Source organism: Desulfosarcina ovata subsp. ovata, assembly GCF_009689005.1.
Taxonomy (GTDB): domain Bacteria; phylum Desulfobacterota; class Desulfobacteria; order Desulfobacterales; family Desulfosarcinaceae; genus Desulfosarcina; species Desulfosarcina ovata.
In genome coordinates this window covers 6,474,336-6,497,301 of record NZ_AP021879.1, presented here as the reverse complement: position 1 = coordinate 6,497,301, position 22,966 = coordinate 6,474,336, and the positions used below count along the sequence as shown (strand labels likewise).

The window sequence follows — 22,966 nt, the reverse complement described above, 5'->3', positions numbered from 1 at the left end:
GACGGCGTTATCGGTCGTCGCGGTATGATTGATACAGCTTCCTCCCTCTGGCCTTGCCAAAAACATTATCTTAAAAACTATAAAAATAGGCTATCGTAACTTCGTTATTGTGGCGTTTGGGGGAAAACCAACGGCGTGGCGGGCAAAGATATTCGGTCTGTGCCGTCGTGGATGCGGATTTTACGGCAGCCCGGCCAGATAACCGGCAAATCCCTTCACACTGTTCGTCAGGAAACTGCGTTCTCGCTGCTGGACGGCGGGGGGCAGTTGATGAAACCCGCCCATCAGCGGATCCGCTTCTATCATCAAATCCACCCACGAGGTGAAATCATCGATCGATTCCAGGGGCTTCCCCTGAATTTCAGCAGCCAGGGTGCGGTTCCAGAAAAGCAGCTGCTCACGATGCCGGACCAGCAGCGCCAAACCATCCCGGCGCATTCCGAAATGGCCGTAGCAAAGCATATCCGGTTTGGTCGCGATGAGGCGATCGAGGCTGGCCAAGGAGATATCCAGAAAAAAACGGGGCGGTGTCGCCGGTCGCAGGTAAATTTCTCCCGAAGGAAGCGGCAGACACACGCCACCGGCTTCACCGGCAAAAAGATAGCCATTTGCCGCAATGGCGAAATGGTGCGGAGAATGACCGGGGGTGTCCAGCAAATGGAAAGGGGCCTTTTTCAGCTGTTCGGGACCGGCAATGGCCAACGGATCCAATGGCAGCATGGGGCCATAGGCACGTCCGGTTTCCCCCAACGTCTTCAGCGTCCCCTGCCATAAATGCTCGGGATCCACAATATGAGCCACGCCTTTGGGATGACAGACAATCGACGCATCCGGAAAGCGGCGGCTCAGATGCCCCACGGCACCGGCATGATCCACATGGATGTGGGTCAGGCAGATGTAATCGAGGTGGTCGACACCCAACGTGCCGATCGCCGCGATCAGATGGTCGGCCGTGGCCGCCGGCCCCACATCCACCAGGCAGGTCGCATCCGGTCCCTTCCACAACCAGGCAGCGATAAAATTATCAAAGCCATCGATGGGGGGCACCAATCCAATCAGAAACAAATCCGGAGCGATCCGCTCAATCGTAGACACGCTTCAATCCATTCCCATCTGTTGCTCAAGCTCACGGACGCGCTCGGCCAGACGGATTCGTTCCGCATCCGACAGCTGCGGGTCGGCCAATTGACGTTTCAGACCCAGCAAGATCATCTCCTGGCGGTATTCCGTGCAAGTATATTTACTTTTGGGTGACATGCTTTCCCTTAAAGGCAGTTTGAAAAGCCCGGATTAGGTTGCCGGAAATAAATAATTCCCCCAGATCGCGATGGATTTGGGGTCGTCAACAAGGCGCCGTCACCGGTGCATATCGGGAATATGTGCCGGTGGCGGCCACGCGGTAGACGGGCACAAAGACAAGCAGGATGGAGGAATTATTTATTTCCGGCAACCTTACTCAAGACAATCTTTGTACGTTTGATAAAACAGGCCGAAATCAGCCAGACCGCGTCTCAGGATTTTATCGAAATCGATGATGTTGTCCACATTGATAATCATGTTGACACTCTTCTGAAAGGCCACCATGTGGTCCATGGTACGAAAACGGTTGGTCACCATGACCACAAAAATATTCCGTCGCACCACCATGTTGAGCCGTTCCAGATAAATCAGCACACCGTTGGCATCCGGATTTTTGGTGTCAAAAAACTCGTTGACCGCAATGAGGTCATAGCTGTGATAACGCATGGACTTCAGCGCTTCACGGCTGTTTTTCACCTCCGTAATATGGTATTCGAGGACTTCCAGCACCGGCACCAGTGCTTTTTTGATCGCCGGATCCAATTCGCAAAGCAGGGCGGTCTTGCCCTCCTCTTCCACAAAATCAAAGGGTTTCTCCGTCGCATCATAGCCGTCGTCTTCATCTTCATCAAAAGAAAAGAAATCCTCTTCAATGTCCGGTTCGCTGGCGGGTGGCGGAGGGCTGCCCACCGGCGGGACACTGATCCGGTGGCTGCATTTGGGGCATTTCAGGAAAGCGGTCTTGTCCTTGGGAAGCTTTTCGTCGGCAATCCTGAATTTGCTCTGGCAGCTTTCACAAATGATTTCCATGGGTTTGCAACCGATCCTTTCCCTGTCGCATCCTTCGGTGGTATTAGTTAGTGTCCATCCAGAAATAGGCAAATTGGGTTGAGATCAAGGCGCCCGAAAAATTTTACCACAGGCATATGGTTGATATTCCGAGGATAAAATTTTTCGCGCAACGCCGATATCGGGCAAATTGGTCATTTCTGGATGGACACTAGTTAGGCCTTGTCATAACTGCGGTCAATCTCAAGCTTGTCAATGTCGGTGGTGGATTCGCCGCGCGCACTTTTGACCCGGTCGATTCCGCGTCCAGCCACACCCTTGTGGGAGGCATAGGTCATGGCGGTCTCCTGAGTGATCAGGCCTTGCTCGTAAAGGCCGACGATATGCTCGTCAAATGTGGTCATCCCGAATGGCCGGCCGGCCTGCATGATCTCGTAAAAGGTTTTGCCTTCGCTCTCGCCGTGCAGGATGGCATCCTTGACCCGCAGGTTGGTGCCAAGTATTTCGAATGCCGCCACCCGTCCACCGCCAATCTTGGGCAGCAGACGCTGCCCGACAATCCAGCGCATCGTGTCGGCCAGCCGGATCCGGATCTGTCGTTCCTCCTCATTGGGAAACATGCCCAGGATACGGTTGATCGTCTGGCCGGCATCCACGGTATGCAGGGTGGTCAGCACCAGGTGGCCGGTTTCGGCCGCATTGAGGCCAATCTCAACGGTCTCGCGATCGCGCATTTCCCCCACCAGGATCACCTTGGGGGCCTGGCGCAAGGCGGCCCGCAACCCATTGGGGAAATTATCGAAATCGGCACCCAACTCCCGCTGGTTGAAGGTGGCCTTTTTATGGGGGTGCTGGTATTCAATGGGATCCTCCAGGGTCACCACATGCACTGAACGGGCCTCATTGACCTCCTCCAGAACCGCAGCCAACGACGTCGACTTTCCCGAACCGGTGGAGCCGGTGACAAAAACAATCCCGTTGAGTTCCTTGGCGATCGTATAGAAGGTATCCGGAAGATTGAGTTCGCGAATCGTGGGGATCTTGGATTCGAGCTTCCGAAGAACGATCGAGTAATGCCCTGTCTGCGAAAAAATGTTGACCCGAAAACGGGCTTTGCCGGGCAGTGAGTAAGAGAGGTCACAGGAACCGGTCTCGATCAGCATTTCGGTCAAACGGCGATCCTGGTTGATCAGGTTAAGGGCAAAGGTTTCCGTCTGAAACGGGCTCAGTTCCCTGATTTCCGGTTTGATGTCCACCGGCACCAGTTCCCCGCTGCTCTCCACCTGCAACGGTTTGCCCACGGTAATGTTGAGGTCGGACACGTTGCTGTGGGAATCGAGCATGCGTGTCAGAATATGGTCGACTTCCTGCTTTTTCATGGCTCCCCTTTGATTGCGGCCACGGGTCACATCGTCATGGTCTGAATCGTTTCACACCGCTTTCGGCGTCCCCCCGTGAATTTCTCAGCGGTGCCCAATCGGTCCGGACCGAAGGCACAAGCGCGTCAGGCTTCGGTAAAATCGGTGGGCGGAGACTTGAGCAGCGGCCGGAAGCGGGATTTGTCATTGGCCTTGGTATAGGCATCATCGGCAGAAATGCGCCCTTTGTTGTAGAGATCCATGATGGCATCGTCAAGCAGTTGCATGCCGTACTTCTTGCCGGTCTGCATCATGGACGGCAGCTGGTGGGATTTGGCCTCGCGGATCAGGTTGCGCACCGCTGGCGTGGCAATGAGAATCTCCAGGGCCGGCACCCGTCCTTTTTTGTCAATCCGCTTGAACAGGGTCTGGGAGATAATCGCCCGGATACCATCTGCCAGGGTGGAACGAATCTGGGCCTGCTCCTGGGCGGGAAAAACCTCCACGATACGGTCCACGGTCTTGGGTGCACTGGTGGTGTGCAGCGTACCGAACACCAAGTGTCCGGTGGCACTGGCTTCGATGGCCAGTGAAATGGTCTCCAGATCACGCATTTCGCCCACCAGAATGATATCCGGGTCCTCGCGCAGGGCACCACGCAGGGCTGCGCTAAATGACTTGGTATGTAGGCCCACCTCGCGGTGGTTGACCAGACAGCCACGGCTTTTGTGAACAAATTCGATGGGGTCCTCGATGGTAATGATATGATCGCTGCGGGTGCGGTTGGCCACATCAAGGATTGCCGCCAGGGTGGTGGATTTACCGGACCCGGTGGGCCCGGTAACAATAACCAGCCCCCTGGGAAGCGACGCCAGCTTGGACATGACCGGCGGCAACCCCAGCTGCTCGGCGGTCAGAATCGCACTGGGAATTTCCCGGAAAACGGCTCCGAGGCCATTTTTTTGCATGAAATAATTGGCCCGGTAACGGGCCAGGCCGGGAATTTCATAACCGAAATCCACATCGCCGGTCTCTTCAAAGTGTTTGATCTTGTCTTCAGGCGTGATCTCGTAAAGCATCTTGCGCAAGTCGTCGTTATCCAGCACTTTGTACTTTACCCGCTCGATGTCACCGTGAATCCGCAGGGCCGGTGGCTGGCCCGATAGCAAATGGAGGTCAGATGCATTCTGCTCGTGCATGAGTTTGAAAAAGGCATCGATTTTGGCCATACAGTTCTCCTGATGGGGGACACAAATGTGGATTGCCGCTGGAATCCGGTACACGCCCTTGACGGCCGACGCCGCTGCTATTGATTGAGCAGCTTGATTTTGGTGTCTTCGGCGTCCATGGCATCCATTCCTTCCTTGCCGATCTCAAGCAGCTTGGTATGCGCATCAATGATGGACTGGATCTGAACCTCGATCTGGACGCGCTGACGTTTGAGTTCAGCGATATCCTCATGGAGCTGGGAGAGCCGGCCATGGGCGCGATTGAGGATTTTCTCCGCTTTGACCTCAGCATCGGCAATAATAATCTCCGCCGATTTGCGGGCGTTGTCCTTCATCTGTTCGAGTACCTTCTGGGAATTGAGCATGGCCCGTTTGAAGGTCTCCTCGCGCTCCTTGTACCCCTGTTTTTCCAACTTGAGCCGACGAATCTCCTCCTCCTGGCGTTTGGCGGTTTCCTGGAGTGACGCAAAAGCATCGGCCGTCTGTTCGAGGAACCGATCCACCTCACGTACGTCAAAGCCGCGGAAACGGACCTTGAATTGCTGCTGCTGAATGTCCAAAGGCGTAAGTTTCATGACAACGATCCTGTTATCGGCAGGTTAGGGTGATGGAATAACAAAAAAATGCAATTTTAATGATTACCGGATATGGTGAAGCTCGGAGAACACCGACGATCTCGGGTTATTTCGGCGAAAGCGCCGTGGCCGGAACTATTGAAAAATAATGGGACCCATCCCGTTTTTGGTCGCCCTCAGATCAGTGAGGCCGCCATACGCAACAGGCTGTTGACCACAAATGTCCGTAAAAAAATAATCACCAGAAAAACGACGACGGGCGAAAAATCGATCCCGCCATAGTTTATCGGCAGCTTGGCGCGGATTGGATAGAGCACCGGTTCGGTGGCATTGTGAATAAAGCGTACGATGGCATTATAAGGGTCCGGATTGACCCAGGACAAAATGGCACGAAAAATCACCAGCCACATGAAAAAAAGCAGCACCACATCCATGACTTTGGCCGCGGCCATAAAAAAGTAGCCCACAATATACATCAAATATCATCCTCATCGGTAAGGGAAATCGGTGCTGCATGGCAGACCGCATGCATTGACGAATTAACAGCATGCAAAAAATACGACCTTTTGTTCCGATACGTCAAGTTTTTTCATAGGGTTGGATCGGAGCAACCGCAATTGGACCGTTTTTCTGTTTTTCGCGGGCATAGTCCGCTCTTACAACCGTCAATGACCTATCCATGGATGGCTTCCTGCAACCGCCGGCAGCATCGTTCGCACGGGCGATCCGGCGTTGATTCAAATCTGTGTCAGCCACCGGCAATCATGGGAATGAGATCGATTCGGGCGCCATCGGGTACCTGGGTTCCGGCAAACCGGGGCCGGCCGATCAGCCGGCCGTCCATCTTTACCACGGCGTAAAGGTGACCATCGGGCAGGCCGGCCAGCAGATCGGCCACACACATCCCGGCATGCCAGGGCATCGGTCTGTCATCGACGGTAATCATCTCGGCACCATCCCAAAACTTTACCACAGGCATATGGTTGATATTCCGAGGATAAAATTTTTCGCGCAACAAAGATATCGGGCAAATTGGCCATTTCTGGATGGGCACTAGGTCACGCCGTTTTCCGCCAGTACCGCCAGGACATCCGGGAAATCGATTCCTAGGCGTTTGACCGTAGCCACCGTGGGGATTCCCCGATCGGTCCAGCCGCGGCGCTTGTAAACCGCATCCTTGAGGGTCTCGTAGCGGGCCTCACGCCGGCTGCGCAACGCGGCCACTTTCCAGGGAGTGTCCTTACCGGCGATATCCACCTGATGGGTTTCGGTCAGCTGGCGGTCATAGCGCTCCTGGCGGGACTCGTACTCTTCAACGGTAACCGGGCCGACGGCGCGATAGGGCAATGTATCGTGTTCACGGGTGCCATACCCCATTTTAAGGCTGAAGATGCGCTGATAATTGTAAACCGTCTCGCTCATGGTGATGAGATCTTCCGGAGTGGCGTTGTTGCCGGTCACCGCTGTATAGTAGTCGGCATACCAACCGACGTGCTTCATGACCTTGGCCGGTTCCGGGGTCGCTTTGTTGTCTTCGGGAACAATGTCGTTCCAGGGCAGCTTGCACAGGCCGCACAGACCGAACCAGGTTCGGACCATGGGGAACCAATGCAGGGCCTCGGCCTTCTGTTCGAAGGTAGGCATGAAATTATGCACCATATCCAGAAAAATCAGCCAGGCTTCGTCGTGTTGAGGGCCTTTGAGGGCCAATCCGTACCCCCCCTGCTGGGCCAGCGATTCCTTGGTCATATATTCGGAAAACTCCAACCCCTTGGATTCCATGCCGATGTCCTTCAGCATGGCCGGATCGGCACCGAAGCGCTCGGCAAAGATGGCCTTCATGCGGCGGACGCCCTGCCCCACAATGGTGCCGAACCCCGTGCCGGCGGCCATCTGGTGAACCAGTTCCAAAGCGTTCAACCGGTTGCCGAAGGAGAGATCCATGCCTCCGGTGTGGTCACGGTTGATCAGCCCCCGTTCGAAACACTCCATGGCAAAGGCAATCGCCGTGCCCACACTGATCGTATCCAGCCCATAGGTATCGCAGTAAAAATTCATCTCCAGAATCGTGAAGGGATCGAAAATGCCCAGGTTGGAACCGCAACCAGCGATGGTTTCGTACTCCGGTCCGTCCACAAAGACCTTGCATCCTTTGTAGGCACCGGTAAAGGGCACAAAATCCCGGACCCCATGGGCACAGGCCACGGTGCACCCCTTCCAGCAACCGTCGAATCCCGGGTCGAAGAGTTTTTCAAACGCTTCGCGGCCGATCAGCGCCGCAGCCGGATGGGAGCCGTACTGGAAGTTATTGGTCGGCAGCAAATCAAAGTCGTTCATGATCGGCACCAGATGCGTGGTACCGATACGGGCCATTTCATTCTGCTTGGGATCCAACTCGACAATCTCACGGGCGTACCTCTTGGCCACGGCCCTGACCGCTTCCAGGTCGGCCGGCCGGTTCGTTTTCAGCGAGACCTGCTCCCAGCGGGCGACCACGGCCTTAAGTCCCTTGTCGGCGAATACCGTTCCAATCCCCCCGCGACCGGCCTGTTTATACCGCACCCGGCCGCGGCCATTGTCATACCAGGAAAAATTGAGGCAGCCGATCCGGGTGTTCGCCGCCCCCGGTCCACTGGAGACCACCGAGACACCGGTCTTCTTGTCCGCTGCGAAATGCTGCGAAAGCATGTCGGAAAGGGCATAGGCGTCGGATGGCAACCCGGTCATGGAGAGGATCTCGATTTTACCGGCCACTCCGTCGATAAAAATGACCGTGTCGCCTGCGGACTTGCCGGTGATCCGCAGGGCATCGAACCCCGAAAACTTCAAGTAGGGACCGAAATAACCGCCCACATTGGAATCAATCACCGACCCGGTAAGCGGCGAAATGGCCGTCACGATGCTTTTGCCGGAACCGGGGAAGGAAGGGGTTCCGCCCATGGGACCGGAAGCGATGCAGATGGCATTTTGAGGGTCATTCCAACGGGTCTGGCCGCTGACCGCCTGCCAGAGCAGCCACAGATCGAATCCTTTGCCGCCGATAAATGTCTGTTTGATTTTGGTATCGATGGTACCGATGGCAATCGTCGGCACGGACAGATCGATGTCAAGAAAGTGATCCGTGTATCCCCGGTGGGTTTCAGGGCGTTGATAGTTCAATGCCTTTAATGAAATGGGTTTTGGTGCAACCATGATGCCCTCCTTATGGGTACGAGGTGGTCATTATTTTCATTAAAATGGAATTAAAGGCTATTTTCAAGGGCTTTTCCAGGCAAGGGAAGAATTGGGAACAAACACCCCGCTTACCACTTCTTACAGCTGGGAGCGATTTCCTGAAATAATCACGGCCCATGAAACAGAAATCGTAGCCATTACCCGACGTGTGGATTTCCCTTGACAGGCAGAAGGGCGAAAACGTACTTGATCGTTTTACGCAACACAATCCAAAGGAGAATGCATTCATGCTGAGCAACAAAAAAATCGGGATGATCGGTGCCGGAAATATGGGCAATGCCTTAATTGACGGACTGATCGGTTCCGGTGCGACCGGGCCGGAAAATATTATCTGCTCCGATGCGAACGAGAGCCAGCTGGAGGTGGTGCAACAAAAATTCCATGTCGCCACCACCACCGACAATATCAAGGTCGTCAACGCGTCTGACATCATCATCTATGCGGTCAAGCCGCAGATCATCGCCAGTGTGCTCCGGGAAACGGCCGACCATCTGGATATGAGCAAGTTGATCATATCAATTGCCGCCGGCGTTCCCATGGCGGCCATCGAAGCCGTTCTCAACAAGGATCTGCGCCTGATCCGGGTCATGCCCAACGTTGCCGTGGCGGTGCGGGAAGGGGCCACGGCCGTGGCAGCCGGTGGACACGCCAGCAAGGATGACGTCCGGCTGGCCATGGCCATTTTCGACTCGGTCGGCAAATCGATCTTCCTCAAGGAAAACTACCTGATGGATGCCATCACAGGACTCAGCGGCAGTGGACCGGCGTACATTTTCCTGATCGCGGATGCCCTGGCCGATGCCGGTGTCAAGGTTGGCCTTTCCAGGAAAGATGCCCTGTTTCTGGCATCCCAGACCATCCTCGGATCGGCCAAGCTGCTCTTGGAGACCGGCTCCCATCCCGGCCCGCTCAAAGATTCGGTCACCTCGCCGGGCGGAACGGCCATCGCCGGTTTGCACACATTGGAAAAAGGAGGACTGCGAACCACCCTGATCAATGCCGTGGAGGCGGCCACCAACCGATCCAAGGAACTTGGGGAAATCGTAATTAAAAATTTTGCCAACGGGGAAACCAAAACCTGAGCGCCTGCCTCAGACACCGACAGGGTAACCGCACTTGGATGTATTGTTGTTGATGGTGTGATCAGAAACCCACCGCTCCAATTCAATCAATGCCAAATGTAAAAATCCAAATGTCAATTGAAGGATCGGATCGATTATAAATGGATAGAATATCACCAGTTGTCATTTTTCATTGGACATTTGGCATTTTCAACCAGTCACTACCGGGGAAAAAAGCAACAAAAAGTTAAATGCGGTTACCCTGCCTGCCACTGGCCGACGTGCTTGCCCGATGGACATCACGTGGTTATGGTAGGGGGAATCAGGATGAAAACCAATGGGACAGCGTCATGACATTACCATTGACAACCGGACGGGTACCGGTCTCCAGGGCCGTCAAGATCATTCTGGGTATTGTCTTCCTGTTCTCCAGCGCAGGAAAAATTATTGATCCCGGCGCCTTTGCAGCCATCGTGGCCAACTACCAGTTGCTTCCCCCGCAACTGGTCACCGCAACGGCAGTCGTCTTTCCTTGGGTCGAGGCGCTGTGCGGGCTGGCGCTGGTCTGTGGATGGCTTGACGAGGGAGCGGCGCTGTTGATCGGTCTGATGATGGTGGCCTTTATCGGCATCACCATCTATAACGGGTATCGGGGACTTGACATTGCCTGCGGCTGTTTTTCCCTCTCCGCCCGGGAGCCGTCCAGCATCTTGTGGAACACGCTGCGCGATCTGGCGATTCTGGCCGCTGCCGTGTGGGTCCTGGCCGACTCGGCACACCGGCACCCCGGCGTCGCATCTCGCCCCTCACGCCGGGTGTAACCATTTCGGGCGTCTGCGGATCACCAGTAAAGGCGGTCCCGTGCGGGGCCCGGCAACCGATACCAGGGAGTTGATCAAACACGCATGTTCACCGAAACGATCTCTTATCCGGCCGCGCTGCTGGCAGGCCTGCTATCTTTTTTCTCCCCCTGCATCCTGCCGCTGATACCGGCCTATTTTACCTTTATCACCGGGCTTTCCCTGGAGGAACTGACCCAGGCAAAAAGCTCTGCGGTTCGGATTCGGGTGGTTCTGGCCACCTTGTGTTATGTCCTCGGATTCTCGCTGGTTTTCATTCTCATGGGAGCATCGGCCTCCTACATGGGCGGTCTTATTTTTCAATATCGGGACTGGATACGGGTCATCGGCGGAATTCTGATCATCGTACTGGGGATTCACATGACCGGGCTGCTGCGGTTCAAGGCCCTGGAATTCGAACACCGCTTCCAGGTTCAGAAAAAGCCGCTCCATTTTCTGGGCACGTTTATGGTAGGAATGGCTTTTGGTGCCGGATGGAGCCCGTGCATCGGACCACTTCTGGGATCGATATTGATCGTTGCCGGCAACCAGGCAACCGTTGCCAATGGCATCGGCCTGCTGGCGGTCTACGCCGGCGGTCTGGCACTCCCTTTTTTGATGCTTTCCATCTTTGTGGATTCTCTGTTAACCTTGATAAAAAAGGCCGCCTGGTCGATAAAGTATATCAACATCACAGCCGGCGGGCTGCTTTTTATCATTGGCCTGCTGCTGGTAACCAACAACCTGAGCCTGATGAGCGTATAGGAAACAACTTGTTATGAATAAAAAACAGATATTGACCGCCGTTGTCCTCATCCTGGTGACCGCCGTGTTGGGCGGCAGATTCCCCGTGGAGGCGGCCCAGGCGGGTGACGGCATCCAGTGGATGTCTTACGATGAAGGCCGCCGGAAAGGCGAAGATGAAAACAAGAAAGTGTTTATGGTCTTCAGCGCAGACTGGTGCCGCTACTGTCATCAGATGGAAAAGGAGACCTTCCAAAACCCGGCGGTCATCGCCTACGTCAACCGCAAGTTCGTACCGGTCAGCGTCAACTCGGACCGGCAGCAGGATATCGCGACCCGATACAGAGTGCAGGGCCTGCCCAGCACCTGGTTCATTTCTGAGAACGGTGAACGGATTGGCAGCCGGCCCGGCTACATTCCTGCCGACGAAATGCTGAAAATCCTCAAATACGTCGGTTCCGACAGCTACCTGACGATGAGTTTCCAGGCCTTTCTGGAAAAAAGTCCCTGATCCGTGTGGCTGCCGGTCGACGGCCAAACGGCGGTCAGTCTCCCCCGATCGACCACCGCCGCATCAGGCGGATGAGCGTGGAAATAGTAATGATCATGGAAAAGCTTCCCAGCAGGCAGGGAACCCAGATATGGGATTGAAAGCGCGGATCATCCAGAGCTGCGGCAACACCGACCATACTGAAAAGCAGGACCACGACGGAAAAAACCAGGGTCATCAGCATGACCAGTTCGGTATCGTACCAGGGGATAAACGCCTTGCGGAAGAGCAGTTCGTTTCTGAATTTGATTTTCACCGAAACCTCATAAGCCACCGATGATACGATCGAAAAAACCAGGCCCATTGCAACGCACAGCGCCAGGCCGGCGTTACCGGTGTGGGACGCTGTTTTTTCTTTTGTTGCTGCTGGTCAACACCGGTTGTGCCGTGAAACCCCGGACATTGGCCATCCGCGACAACCCCACCCGACTGATGAAAAACACCATCCTAAAAACGGCCACCGGTACGGTTGTATCACCAGAGCAACTGATCGCCGAACTGTCCGATACGCGGGTCATCTATGTGGGCGAAAGCCACACCAATCCGGCGCACCATGCCATTCAGCTCCAGATCATTAAGGCCCTGTCCGCACAGACACCGGATCTGGCTATCGGCATGGAGATGATCGACCACACCTACCAGCCGGTACTGGACCGGTGGCGTGCCGGCCGGTTGGACGAGACCACGTTTCTGGAGCAGACTCACTGGTATGCCAACTGGCGTTATGACTTCGGTCTGTATCGCGATATCCTTGAATATGCAAAAGAAAAAAAGCTGCGCCTCATTGCGCTGAACATTCCCTTTTGGATTCCGCCCAAAATCAGTGTCGGCGGTATCGAAAGCCTTTCCGAAGCGGATCGTCGGCAGCTGCCCCACCATATCGACCTGACCCATGCCGCACACCGCCGCTATGTCGAAGCGATTTTCAAAATGCACGCCATTTTGGGGCGCACGAACTTTGAATTCTTCTACGAAGCCCAATGCACCTGGGAGGATGGGATGGCCGCCGCCGTGGCCGCCAATCTCGGTTCGGGAAAGATGGTCGTTCTGGCGGGCAACGGTCACATCATCCACAAATTCGGTATCCCCGACCGCGCCTTCGACCGCAACGCCGTCCCTTTCAAAACCATCTACCTGGCACCGGTGGGCGAAGAGGCCGAGTTGGACTGGGCCGACTACCTGTGGGTGACGCCGCAGACGCCCATGCCGCGGATGCCGCATGGCATGGCCAAAATGAAAATGCCGCCTCCTGCCTCGGATTGATTCAGGCCAGGTCATTACCCGCATTTGGTATAGCCGCAGAAGTGGCAGGTCATGCATCCCTCTTCGAAACTGATCGTCTGACCGCATTCCGGGCAGACCTCACCCATCAGGCTGCTCGCCCCCCTGCGCTTTTCCGCATCTTTGAGGTAGCGCTCCTCCAGCACCCGCGCAATGGCATCGGGGATGGACAGCACCAGCCCGCCGTTTTGAAAAATCGGATGCTCGCCGCCGATCCCCTTGAGCTGTTCGACCACCGTGTCCACCGTCACCCCGGACCGGAACGCCAGGGAGACCAGGCGACCGATGGCCTCGGTTTTGGCAGTGGTCGAACGCCCCGACTTGCCGATGGTGGCAAACACCTCGAACGGTTTGCCATGGTACTCGGTGACGGTGACGTACAGCTGGCCCAGCCCGGTCTTGACCCGGGTGGTGAAGCCTTCCAGGGTGGCGGGCCGCTTGCGCACGGCGGTCATAAAGGCATCCTCCGCCTTTTTGGCCGACAAGAAGGAGAGCACCTGATTTTCCTTGCTGCCGTCACGGTAAATGGTCACCCCCTTGCATCCCAGCTTCCAGGCCAGGTCGTAGATTTTGCGGACATCGGTAACCGTGGCATCCCGGGATAGGTTAACGGTTTTCGAAACAGCGTTATCGGTATGTTTTTGAAACGCCGCCTGCATGCGCAGGTGCCATTCGGGGGAAATATCGTGGGCCGTGACAAACACCTGTTTCACGGCATCGGGGATATCGTCGATATGGGCGATGCTCCCCGTGCCGGCAACCGTTTCCATCAATGCCCGGGAATAAAAGCCCTGCTGTTTGGCCACGGCTTCAAAATGGGGGTTGACTTCCATCAGTTTGTCGTCGTCCATGACCGTGCGCACGAAACTGAGCGCAAAGAGCGGTTCGATCCCCGACGAACAGTTGCTGATGATGCTCAGCGTGCCGGTGGGCGCGATGGTGGTGGTGGTGGCGTTGCGATAGGCCGCATTGCGGTCACCACTGAAACGGCTCTGTTCATAATTGGGAAAAGGTCCGCGCGCCTGGGCCAGGGCCAGCGACGCCTGGTGGGATTCACGCTGGATGAATGCCATGAGTTCTTCGGCGACCTCCAGGGCCTTTTCGCTGTTGTAGGGGATCTGCAACTGAAACAGCAGGTCGGCAAAGCCCATGATTCCCAGGCCGATCTTGCGGTTCCCCTTGACCATCCGATCAATGGCCTCGAGGGGATAACGGGACATGTCGATGGTGTTGTCCAGAAACCGCACGGCGGTCGAGATGGTGGTTTTAAGGGCCGTGTAATCGACACGCGGTCCGGCGTCATCGGCAACCACGAATTTGGACAGATTGATGGATCCCAGGTTGCAGGCCTCCATGGGCAACAGCGGCTGCTCGCCACAGGGGTTGGTGCTTTCGATATCCCCCAGGGCGGGGGTCGGGTTGTCCCGGTTGATCCGGTCCAAAAAGACAATCCCGGGGTCCCCGTTTTTCCAGGCCTGTTCCACCAGGGCTTCATACACGTCCCGGGCCTTGAGCGCACCCACGGCCTGGTGGTCCCGGGGGTCCATCAGATCATATTCGACATCGTCCTTGACCGCGTTCATAAAGGTTTCGGTGATGCCCACCGAGATGTTGAAATTGTTCAGTTCGGTGTTGGTGGTTTTGCAGTGAATAAACTCCATGATGTCGGGATGGTCGACCCGCAAGATGGCCATGTTGGCGCCGCGGCGGGTTCCTCCCTGTTTCACCTGTTCGGTGGCCGTATTGAAAATTTTCATGAACGAAATCGGACCGGAGGCAATGCCGCCGGTGGTCCCCACCATAGAATTTTTGGGCCGCAGCCGGGAAAAGGAAAACCCCGTGCCGCCGCCGGATTTATGAATAATGGCTGCATTTTTCAAGGAATCGAAAATCCCTTCCATGCTGTCATCGATGGGCAGAACAAAACAGGCCGCCAGCTGTCCCAACCGCCTTCCCGCATTCATCAGGGTTGGCGAGTTGGGCAGAAACCGAAAATCCGTCATCAGAGCGTAAAATGTTTCGGTGAAATGCCTCACATCGGCGTCCTTGTCATAATTGAGCTCCGCCCGGGCGATGTGCCGGGCAACCCGGTGGAACATCTCGGCCGGCGTTTCCTGGATGGTGCCGTCCCGATCCTTTTTCAGGTAACGCCGCTCAAGAACGGTATGGGCGTTGTCGGCAAGATCCAGTCCATTGCGCACGAACATGTCACAGGTCAGCCGGATGGGATTTCCGGCATCCAGCCCATATTCGGCCAGCTTGGCCTTGACCATCTCATCCACCATGGGAGAAGTGATGTGCCGCAGGTCCATGCGATCAATGGTCGAGCGGATAAATGCGACGATTTCCTTGGCCTGGCGATGATCCACCGCTTTGGCGCCAACCAGATTCTGACAGAAAACCGGGTCATTCCAAACGTGGGTATTCAGGTTCACATGGCCATCGTCGACAATAAGGATTTTCTCTTTCTGTGCCATCGAGCAAAGACTCCAGTATAAGCCGTGTAGGTTGATTTGTAGTTATTTGGGTGCTGCTACGGGATCAGGATAGTCGGTTCCGGTTGCAGGTATTCTGAGTGTTTAAACAAATTCCCACACAACATCTTGTATGTCAACAAGCTTTTATCCCTACATATGCCAAATAACAAAAAGATTGAAACCAGACCGAGTTTATCGGCCGAATCCAATCGCCCCAACGGTTTTACATGCAAACACAACGGGTTGCCGATTGTCTGGCTCCCTCGGGCGAATCTACCATATATGGAAAAAGTGGCTTGACAGACAACAACATCTTGATGTATCTATGGGTTCAACATCCAACTTTGCCATAAAGTTGAAATTACACCATATCCTGAAAATACCCGTTGTGTTGCACCCCCTGGAAAAATGCCGGCAATGGCATTTTTTCGTCGCTTCGAATCGTCGCAACCTGACAGTCATACCCGAGGAGAGCCCTGTGATAGAAGAGATCAGAAAACGTGATGGTCGTATTGTCGAATTCGATTCCTCAAAGATTACCGCAGCCATTACCAAGGCCGGGCTGGCAACCGGAGAGTTTGGTGAACGGGAAGCCAGGAAAATGACCCTGCGGGTGTTGACCCTGGCCCATGAACTCCGCCTGGGCCCCACCCCGGAGGTGGAGGAGGTTCAGGATATTGTTGAGCGGGTGCTTCTGGATTCTCCCTACTACAAAACCGCCAAAGCTTACATTATCTACCGTGAGCAGCATGCCCAGATCCGCCGCATCGCCACCAAGGCAAACGTGGATCTGGTCGAGCACTACATTCGCAAGCTGGACTGGAAAATCAAAGAGAACAGCAACATGTGCTACTCGCTGCAGGGACTCAACAATTACATCTCATCGGACGTCACCTCGGAATACTGGCTCAACAAAATCTACCCCCCGGAAATCCGGCGCGCCCATGCCGACGGCGACCTGCACATTCACGATCTGAGCCTCCTGTCGGTTTATTGTGTGGGATGGGATCTCACCGATCTTTTGCGCAACGGATTCAAAGGGGTGGAAGGCAAGGTGGAAAGCGCGCCGCCCAAACACCTACGCTCGGCCCTGGGACAAATCGTCAATTTTTTCTACACCCTCCAGGGAGAAGCGGCCGGCGCTCAGGCCCTTTCCAATTTCGACACCCTGCTGGCGCCATTCATCCGTTACGACAAGCTGAGTTACAACAAGGTCAAACAGGCCCTGCAGGAATTCGTCTTCAACATCAACATCCCCACACGGGTGGGTTTCCAGACGCCCTTTACCAACATCACCATGGATCTTTACGTGCCCCACACCCTGAAAGACCACCCGGCGATCATCGGCGGCAAAGAAAAAAAGGCCACCTACAGCGACTTTCAGGCGGAGATGGACATTTTCAACCGGGCCTTTGCCGAAGTGATGATCGAGGGTGACGCCAAAGGCCGCGTCTTCACCTTTCCCATCCCCACATACAACATCACTCGGGATTTTGACTGGGACAACCCCAATCTGGAGACCGTCTGGCAGATGACCGGCAAATACGGAATCCCCTACTTCTCCAACTTTGTCAATTCGGACATGTCGCCCGAAGACGCCCGCTCCATGTGCTGTCGCCTGCGACTGGACAACCGCGAACTGCTTAAACGCGGCGGGGGTCTGTTTGGCGCCAACCCGCTCACCGGCTCCATCGGCGTGGTCACCATCAATCTGCCGCGCATCGGCCATGTGGCCAAGGATGAGGCGGAATTTTTCGATCTTCTCCAGGAGCGCGTGAACCTGGCCATTGAAAGCCTGGCCATCAAACGCAAGGTGCTGGAGCAGTTTACCGACAAGCACCTCTACCCGTATTCCAAATTCTACCTGCGCGACATCAAAAACCGTTCGGGTGTCTACTGGAAAAACCACTTCTCGACCATCGGCATCGTAGGTATGAACGAGGCCTGCCTCAATTTTCTCTCCGACGATATTACCACCGCCCAGGGTCAAGTGTTTTCCGTCAAGGTCATGGACACGCTGCGCAACATGCTCGCGGAAATTCAGGACCGCACCGGCGATATTTTCAACCTGGAGGCCACACCGGCCGAAGGAACCTCCTACCGCCTGGCCATGATCGACAAAAAGCGTTATCCGGATATCCGGTGCGCCAACGAAGAGGATGTCCGTAAGGGAGCCGTGCCCTACTACACCAACTCGACGCAACTGCCGGTCAATTACACTGACGATATCTTCGACACCCTGACGCTTCAGGACAACCTGCAGACCAAATATACCGGCGGCACGGTCCTGCATCTCTTCCTCGGTGAGCAGGTCAGTGATATCGAAACGGTAAAATCGATCATCCGCAAGGTTTCGGGCAGTTATCACCTGCCCTATTTCACCCTGACGCCCACCTTTTCGGTCTGCCCGTCCCACGGCTACCTCAATGGCGAGCAGAGCCGCTGCCCCCACTGTGACCGCGAAACGGAAGTTTACTCCCGGGTGGTTGGATACCTGCGGCCGGTCAAGCAGTGGAACGACGGCAAACAGGCCGAGTACCGTCGGAGGCAAACCTTCAAGATTTCCCAGGAAGCGGCACCGGGGGTGACGGCCGCCATTGCCGTCAAAGAAGCGGTCCCCTGCCCCCTGCCCATCGATGAGGGCGTCGGAACCGATCTGCCGCTTCCGCCAGAAAATGACCTGCAGCGCCGGGCCGGGTCGGTGTAACAAGACTGTTGATCAAGGGTGCCCGCCAATGGCAATGAAACGCCGCGCCGGGCGGGCACCGGGAAGTCGCTCAACTCATCCATCAAGACGTCATTTCCCTTAACCATCGCCGAAAACAGAAAAACGTCCATGATCTTGGCGGGCTTTCAGAAAAATTCGTTTATCGATTATCCCGGGAAAATCAGCTGCGTCCTGTTCGTCACCGGGTGCAATTTTATCTGCCCCTACTGCCACAATGCTGACCTTGCCCGGGGTGAATACCCGGAGCGGATCGAGCTGGAAACCGTGCTGGATTTTTTAGCATCCCGCCAGGGCATGCTCGAGGGCGTGGTGATTACCGGCGGTGAGCCCAGCCTCAACAAACGCATTGCCGATCTGTGCGGATTGATCAAGACCCTTGGATATCCGGTCAAACTGGACACCAACGGCAGCCGGCCCGATGTGCTGGGCCGGCTGCTCGACGAGCATCTGGTGGATTTTGTAGCCATGGACATCAAAGCTCCCCTTGACCGCTACCACCCGTTTTGTGTTCAGCCGCAGATCGCCGACCGGCTGATGGAGAGCATCCGCTTGATCATGGCCTCTGCCCCGGCCTATGAATTTCGCACCACCTGTGTCAAACCGTTTGTTGACGCGGCGGCCATGGCAACCATTGCCCAAACGATTCAAGGGGCCGACCGCTATGTGCTTCAGCCGTTCAACCGCCGGGCGGCATGCCTCGATCCGGCATTCAACGGGGAACCGGATCCGACCCTGCTTCCCGACGCCATGGGTGAGTTAAAGGTGGTCGCCGAACCGTTTGTCGGCCACTGCGCCATCCGCTGATCAACCGCCGCGAACCACCTGCCCCTGCCCTGCCGGTTACGTTTTTTGCACAACCCGGTTACCACCCTTACCCGTCATCTTTTCCCAATGCCCGGACACAGCATCGCTATTTCTTTGAAATAGAAGTTATCATCTTCAATATCAGTCAGATATCAGAGATTCTCCGTATTGCTGATCAACTGGCAGAACAATTGCTTTGCTTTTTGTTACCCGAACTCTTCGGGAAGGTGGTGGTATGCACCAACACAAAAAAAATCGATCCGGAAAACCACCCTTGCCCATGCAAAAAAAGCCACTCCATTTGACAGGTATTGCCCTCGGCCATATCGCCTTTATCCTGGCCGTATTTCTCAGCCCACTTTCCGCCATTGCCGCCAACGTCACCTTGGCGTGGGATGCCAATGACCCCGAACCCGAAGGCTATCGGGTTTTTGCACGCGAAGAAGGGCAGAGCTATGATTATCAGTCCCCCCTCTGGGAAGGTGACGAGACCACCTGCACCTTGACCGGACTCGTCGAAGGAACCACGTATTACTTTGTCGTTCGTGCCTATGACGGAACGCTCGAAAGTGCGGATTCCGAAGAAGTTTCCTACACGCCGGCCGCAACAGTTACCAATCAGGCCCCCAGCGCCTCCGCCGGTGATTCCCAGACGGTTTACGAAGGCGATGCGGTAACGCTGGACGGAACCGCTTCCAGTGACAGCGACGGTTCGATTGCCAGCTATTTGTGGGAACAGACCGGTGGAACCAGCATCACCATCAGCGGAACAGCGCAGGCTCAGGCCACGTTCACCGCCCCGGTCGTCGACACCGATGGGGAAAGCCTGACCTTCAGCCTGACGGTAACCGACGATGACGGCAGCACGTCTGTTGCGACCACCACGGTCAACGTCCTTAAATCCGACAGCACCGACAGGGATGGCGACAATGTCCCCGACGTTCTGGACGCGTTTCCCGAAGATCCGACGGAGTGGGCGGATAACGACAGTGACGGCATTGGCGACAATGCAGACAGTGACGATGATAATGATGGGATGCCCGACCAGTGGGAATCGGAATATGGCCTGGATCCGTACACGGATGATGCCGGGCTGGATGCGGACGGGGACGGCGTGAGCAATCTGGAGGAATACGAAGCCCAGACCGATCCTGTGGCCTCAATGGCCAACACGGTTCCGGATACACCGACCATCGAGTCCGTCTACGCGGATGAATTCGTCGGTCTTACCCCGGTACTGATCTCGGGCGCGTACTTTGATCCGGACAGCGATGATCACTATCAGTCCCAATGGCAGATCAGTACCGAAAACGATTTTTCCGAGTTGGTTCTGGATGAAACCAGCACCACCCAGTTAACCGCCTACCAGGTGGGAGACATGGTCCTGGATTACGATACCGTCTACTACTGGCGGGTACGGTTTATCGACACGCGCAGCGGCGAATCGGAATGGTCGGAGGTGTCGAGCTTCATCACTGCGGAAAGCTCGGACGACACGGATACCGACGGTGTTCCGGACGATCAGGAAGTCAGCGAAAGCGTTGATCTCAATGAGAACGGGATCGACGATGCTCTGGAAGACGACCTCAAACCGATCAATACAGTGGAGGGACAAACCGTTGTCGGGGTCAAGGCGGTTTCCGGCAACATTACTCTGTTCTCGGTCAAATCCATCTCTTCGGAGACCGTTCCGGACCAGAGCGTGGATATGATATTCGGACTGATCGGCTTTAAGCTCTATCTTGACGAAGTGGGCGCGGCAGCGACGGTGACCATCTACTTCTCAACCACTGTGGATGAGAGTTCACAGCTTTACAAATACGACAGCGATACCGGATGGGAAGTTTACGAGGATTCGGTTTTCGCGGAGGACCGCAAAAGTGTGACCTTGACGCTGGTCGATGGCGGTACCGGCGACGAAGATGGCGTCGCCAACGGCATCATCGTCGACCCCTCTGGAATCTCTTCTGTGGGTTCGGACACCGCTTCGGTTTCTTCCTCAAGCGAATCTTCTTCCTCCTCTGGTGGAGGCGGTGGCGGTGGGGGATGCTTCATCACCACCATCACCCAGGAAAACGGTCCATGGATCGACATGGCCTGGCAGTGGCTGAAAAGAAAATTCCGTGCATGGCACTAACCAATTCGACGCGATCGTCTCTTAACATAATTGAGCGTGAAAAAGATAAACCAGGAGAACCGAAGATGCTCACCAAGAAGAATCATCGCCAGCAATTGAAACCGGTCATCAACGAACGGCGGGCAGGGATTGACCGCCGGGTATTGACTTACGACTGGTATATTCCCGAACGCCGGACCACCACTGACCGCCGTCAGGGCCAGTGCGAGGATGACAGCCATGGAGAGTGGCGCGACAGGCGGCGTTATGCCTGATTAATGGGTGCGCTCTTTGCGCAGTGCTGGTGGTGGGGGCGGCTGGCCCTCACCATTCAGCCGATCTCCATTCCTGCCCGCCGGTATAGATCGTAAAAATGGTGGGTGGGTCCACATCCCCGGCCCAGCGGCAGGGCATGGGCGATGGCGCCGGTGATATAGGTTTTGGCCCGGGCCACCGCATCGAAAAACGGCACCCCGCGGGCCATATGGGCGGCAATGGCCGAGGAAAAGGTGCATCCGGTGCCGTGAGTATTGACCGTATCGATCCGTCGGCTATCGAGCAACTTGAAGGCCGTCCCGTCGAAAAGCACATCCGTCGCGTCCTGATCGCCCAGGTGCCCCCCCTTAACGACAACGTTCCCGCCCCCCAGGGATGCAATTTCCCGGGCCGCATCCTTCATCGCTGAAATATCGGAAATGGTTCTGCCGAGCAGGGCTTCGGCTTCAGGCAGGTTGGGGGTCACCACCCGGGCCAATGGAAACAGGTGCCGAACCAGAGCGGTCCGGGCGTCGGGCTGCAGCAGAGCGTAACCGCTTTTTGAAACCATTACCGGGTCCAGAATCACCGGTGGCAGGGTGCCGACCGATCGCAAGGCCCGGGCAATGGCCTCGATCAACGCTACGCTGGCCACCATCCCGATTTTCACCGCATGGATGGGCAAATCGTCGAATAGGCAGGTGATCTGGTCATGAACGATCTCCGGCCGCACCTCCTGAATGGCAAAAACTTTCTGTGTATTCTGCACCGTTACTGCCGTGACAGCACTCATACCGAACACCCCCAGGGCCTGGAAGGTCTTCAGATCCGCCTGAATTCCCGCCCCGCCCGACGAATCGGAACCGGCAATGGTCAGGGCCACACGCAATGACGTTCTCCTTTTCATATCCCCTTTTGCAATCCAAGGCGCAAAAGCAATTCAGGTTTCCGGCCACCGACCGATAATTGTTGTGAACCCCGGTTCGGGCAACACGGATCTTTCGGATTTTTTAACATTACCGGTTGGATAAAAAACCAGCCATCAGCTATCATCGAAAACGATCATGCGAAACGACATATGCAATGCACGTAAATTGATCAATAACGCCCGCGGCGGAGCCGCCGGGGTTCTCATCGCCCTGGTGCTGGTCCTCGCCATCGCCGCCGGTGGGGGATATTACGCCTATACCAAGTATTATAAAAAGGAGCCGCTGCGCACCAAACTCGGCGCCGTAAAAATGAAGCCGGAAATTATCCGTTTCGTCCATGACGCCGTATCACCGGCCCTGTACCACAATCTGATCACGCTGGACGATATCGTGGTGATGATGAACAAAGAAATGGATCGGCTGAAACGCATCGCCAAGCAGTTCCCCGACCAGCGCGGAATTATCGATCCGCAGACCCAGTCCCTTACCGAAGCCCATGCCCGCCTGGCAAAGTCACTGACCGAAACGGGCGCACAAATCGAGAAAATGTTTGTGTCCTGGCTGGTGGACCGGAAAAACAGCATCGCCAAAATCAATTCACAAAAAGGGACCCTCACCCGACAGCTGGCCAACGCCATCCGCGGCGAAAACGAACTGGTCAGCCGTATCCGCGCGAATCCGGACAGCGCGTCCTGAAG

21 protein-coding genes are annotated in these 22,966 nt (G+C 55.6%); 10 read left to right on the top strand and 11 right to left on the bottom strand.

Going from position 1 to position 22,966, the window contains the following annotated elements; all coding sequences use genetic code 11:
* Nucleotides 1-180: 180 nt before the first annotated feature.
* The 8 genes from GN112_RS28440 to GN112_RS28405 form a co-directional block, all read right to left on the bottom strand.
* Nucleotides 181-1,095 carry an MBL fold metallo-hydrolase gene (locus GN112_RS28440; protein WP_155313257.1) on the bottom strand — a complete coding sequence of 305 codons (915 nt, stop codon included), beginning with the start codon at nucleotides 1,093-1,095 and terminating at the stop codon, nucleotides 181-183.
* 357 nt (nucleotides 1,096-1,452) lie between these two features.
* Nucleotides 1,453-2,109, bottom strand: coding sequence for a zinc-ribbon domain-containing protein (locus tag GN112_RS28435; RefSeq protein ID WP_155313256.1), 657 nt, complete (start codon nucleotides 2,107-2,109; stop codon nucleotides 1,453-1,455).
* 194 nt (nucleotides 2,110-2,303) lie between these two features.
* Nucleotides 2,304-3,467, bottom strand: a complete 1,164-nt coding sequence (locus GN112_RS28430; protein WP_155313255.1) for a type IV pilus twitching motility protein PilT — start codon at nucleotides 3,465-3,467, stop codon at nucleotides 2,304-2,306.
* A 125-nt stretch (nucleotides 3,468-3,592) separates the two neighbouring features.
* Entirely contained in the window at nucleotides 3,593-4,675 is a 1,083-nt protein-coding gene (locus tag GN112_RS28425; RefSeq protein ID WP_155313254.1) for a type IV pilus twitching motility protein PilT, read from the bottom strand.
* A gap of 77 nt (nucleotides 4,676-4,752) precedes the next feature.
* Nucleotides 4,753-5,250, bottom strand: a complete 498-nt coding sequence (locus GN112_RS28420) for a DivIVA domain-containing protein (protein ID WP_155313253.1) — start codon at nucleotides 5,248-5,250, stop codon at nucleotides 4,753-4,755.
* 176 nt (nucleotides 5,251-5,426) lie between these two features.
* Complete coding sequence (locus GN112_RS28415) at nucleotides 5,427-5,726, bottom strand: YggT family protein (RefSeq protein WP_155313252.1); 300 nt, start codon at nucleotides 5,724-5,726, stop codon at nucleotides 5,427-5,429.
* A 272-nt stretch (nucleotides 5,727-5,998) separates the two neighbouring features.
* A complete protein-coding gene (gene thiS / locus GN112_RS28410; protein WP_155313251.1) occupies nucleotides 5,999-6,229 on the bottom strand; it encodes a sulfur carrier protein ThiS in 231 nt (76 codons plus the stop codon).
* Between the two features lie 74 nt (nucleotides 6,230-6,303).
* Nucleotides 6,304-8,442 carry an aldehyde ferredoxin oxidoreductase family protein gene (locus tag GN112_RS28405; RefSeq protein ID WP_155313250.1) on the bottom strand — a complete coding sequence of 713 codons (2,139 nt, stop codon included), beginning with the start codon at nucleotides 8,440-8,442 and terminating at the stop codon, nucleotides 6,304-6,306.
* Between the two features lie 269 nt (nucleotides 8,443-8,711).
* On the opposite strand from GN112_RS28405, the gene proC reads away from it, so the two are divergent.
* From proC to GN112_RS28385, 4 genes are all read left to right on the top strand, one after another.
* A complete protein-coding gene (gene proC / locus GN112_RS28400) occupies nucleotides 8,712-9,566 on the top strand; it encodes a pyrroline-5-carboxylate reductase (RefSeq protein WP_155313249.1) in 855 nt (284 codons plus the stop codon).
* 329 nt (nucleotides 9,567-9,895) lie between these two features.
* Entirely contained in the window at nucleotides 9,896-10,366 is a 471-nt protein-coding gene (locus GN112_RS28395) for a MauE/DoxX family redox-associated membrane protein (RefSeq protein ID WP_162459160.1), read from the top strand.
* 84 nt (nucleotides 10,367-10,450) lie between these two features.
* On the top strand, nucleotides 10,451-11,149 hold the full coding sequence (locus tag GN112_RS28390; RefSeq protein WP_155313247.1) for a cytochrome c biogenesis CcdA family protein: 699 nt from the start codon (nucleotides 10,451-10,453) through the stop codon (nucleotides 11,147-11,149).
* 13 nt (nucleotides 11,150-11,162) lie between these two features.
* Entirely contained in the window at nucleotides 11,163-11,639 is a 477-nt protein-coding gene (locus GN112_RS28385; RefSeq protein WP_155313246.1) for a thioredoxin family protein, read from the top strand.
* Nucleotides 11,640-11,673: 34 nt separating this feature from the next.
* Here the strand turns inward: GN112_RS28385 and GN112_RS28380 are convergent, their stop codons facing one another.
* Nucleotides 11,674-11,934, bottom strand: coding sequence for a hypothetical protein (locus GN112_RS28380; RefSeq protein ID WP_155313245.1), 261 nt, complete (start codon nucleotides 11,932-11,934; stop codon nucleotides 11,674-11,676).
* 47 nt (nucleotides 11,935-11,981) lie between these two features.
* Here GN112_RS28380 and GN112_RS28375 point away from each other — a divergent pair, with 47 nt between their 5' ends.
* On the top strand, nucleotides 11,982-12,941 hold the full coding sequence (locus GN112_RS28375) for a ChaN family lipoprotein (RefSeq protein ID WP_162459159.1): 960 nt from the start codon (nucleotides 11,982-11,984) through the stop codon (nucleotides 12,939-12,941).
* Nucleotides 12,942-12,955: 14 nt separating this feature from the next.
* Here GN112_RS28375 and GN112_RS28370 read toward each other — a convergent pair whose 3' ends face one another.
* Nucleotides 12,956-15,436, bottom strand: coding sequence for a vitamin B12-dependent ribonucleotide reductase (locus GN112_RS28370; RefSeq protein ID WP_155313243.1), 2,481 nt, complete (start codon nucleotides 15,434-15,436; stop codon nucleotides 12,956-12,958).
* A gap of 478 nt (nucleotides 15,437-15,914) precedes the next feature.
* Here GN112_RS28370 and GN112_RS28365 point away from each other — a divergent pair, with 478 nt between their 5' ends.
* The 4 genes from GN112_RS28365 to GN112_RS28350 all read left to right on the top strand — a co-directional run bounded on the left by GN112_RS28365 (nucleotide 15,915) and on the right by GN112_RS28350 (nucleotide 21,359).
* A complete protein-coding gene (locus GN112_RS28365; protein ID WP_155313242.1) occupies nucleotides 15,915-18,143 on the top strand; it encodes a ribonucleoside triphosphate reductase in 2,229 nt (742 codons plus the stop codon).
* A 129-nt stretch (nucleotides 18,144-18,272) separates the two neighbouring features.
* Complete coding sequence (locus GN112_RS28360) at nucleotides 18,273-18,968, top strand: anaerobic ribonucleoside-triphosphate reductase activating protein (protein ID WP_155313241.1); 696 nt, start codon at nucleotides 18,273-18,275, stop codon at nucleotides 18,966-18,968.
* A 280-nt stretch (nucleotides 18,969-19,248) separates the two neighbouring features.
* Entirely contained in the window at nucleotides 19,249-21,105 is a 1,857-nt protein-coding gene (locus tag GN112_RS28355) for a choice-of-anchor U domain-containing protein (RefSeq protein ID WP_162459158.1), read from the top strand.
* 65 nt (nucleotides 21,106-21,170) lie between these two features.
* Nucleotides 21,171-21,359, top strand: a complete 189-nt coding sequence (locus tag GN112_RS28350) for a hypothetical protein (RefSeq protein WP_155313239.1) — start codon at nucleotides 21,171-21,173, stop codon at nucleotides 21,357-21,359.
* Nucleotides 21,360-21,415: 56 nt separating this feature from the next.
* On the opposite strand, the gene thiD is transcribed toward GN112_RS28350, so the two are convergent.
* Nucleotides 21,416-22,246: a bifunctional hydroxymethylpyrimidine kinase/phosphomethylpyrimidine kinase gene (thiD, locus tag GN112_RS28345; protein ID WP_197743426.1), complete on the bottom strand. Its 831-nt coding sequence runs from the start codon at nucleotides 22,244-22,246 to the stop codon at nucleotides 21,416-21,418.
* Between the two features lie 157 nt (nucleotides 22,247-22,403).
* Here thiD and GN112_RS28340 point away from each other — a divergent pair, with 157 nt between their 5' ends.
* On the top strand, nucleotides 22,404-22,964 hold the full coding sequence (locus tag GN112_RS28340; protein ID WP_155313238.1) for a hypothetical protein: 561 nt from the start codon (nucleotides 22,404-22,406) through the stop codon (nucleotides 22,962-22,964).
* Nucleotides 22,965-22,966: the final 2 nt, after the last annotated feature.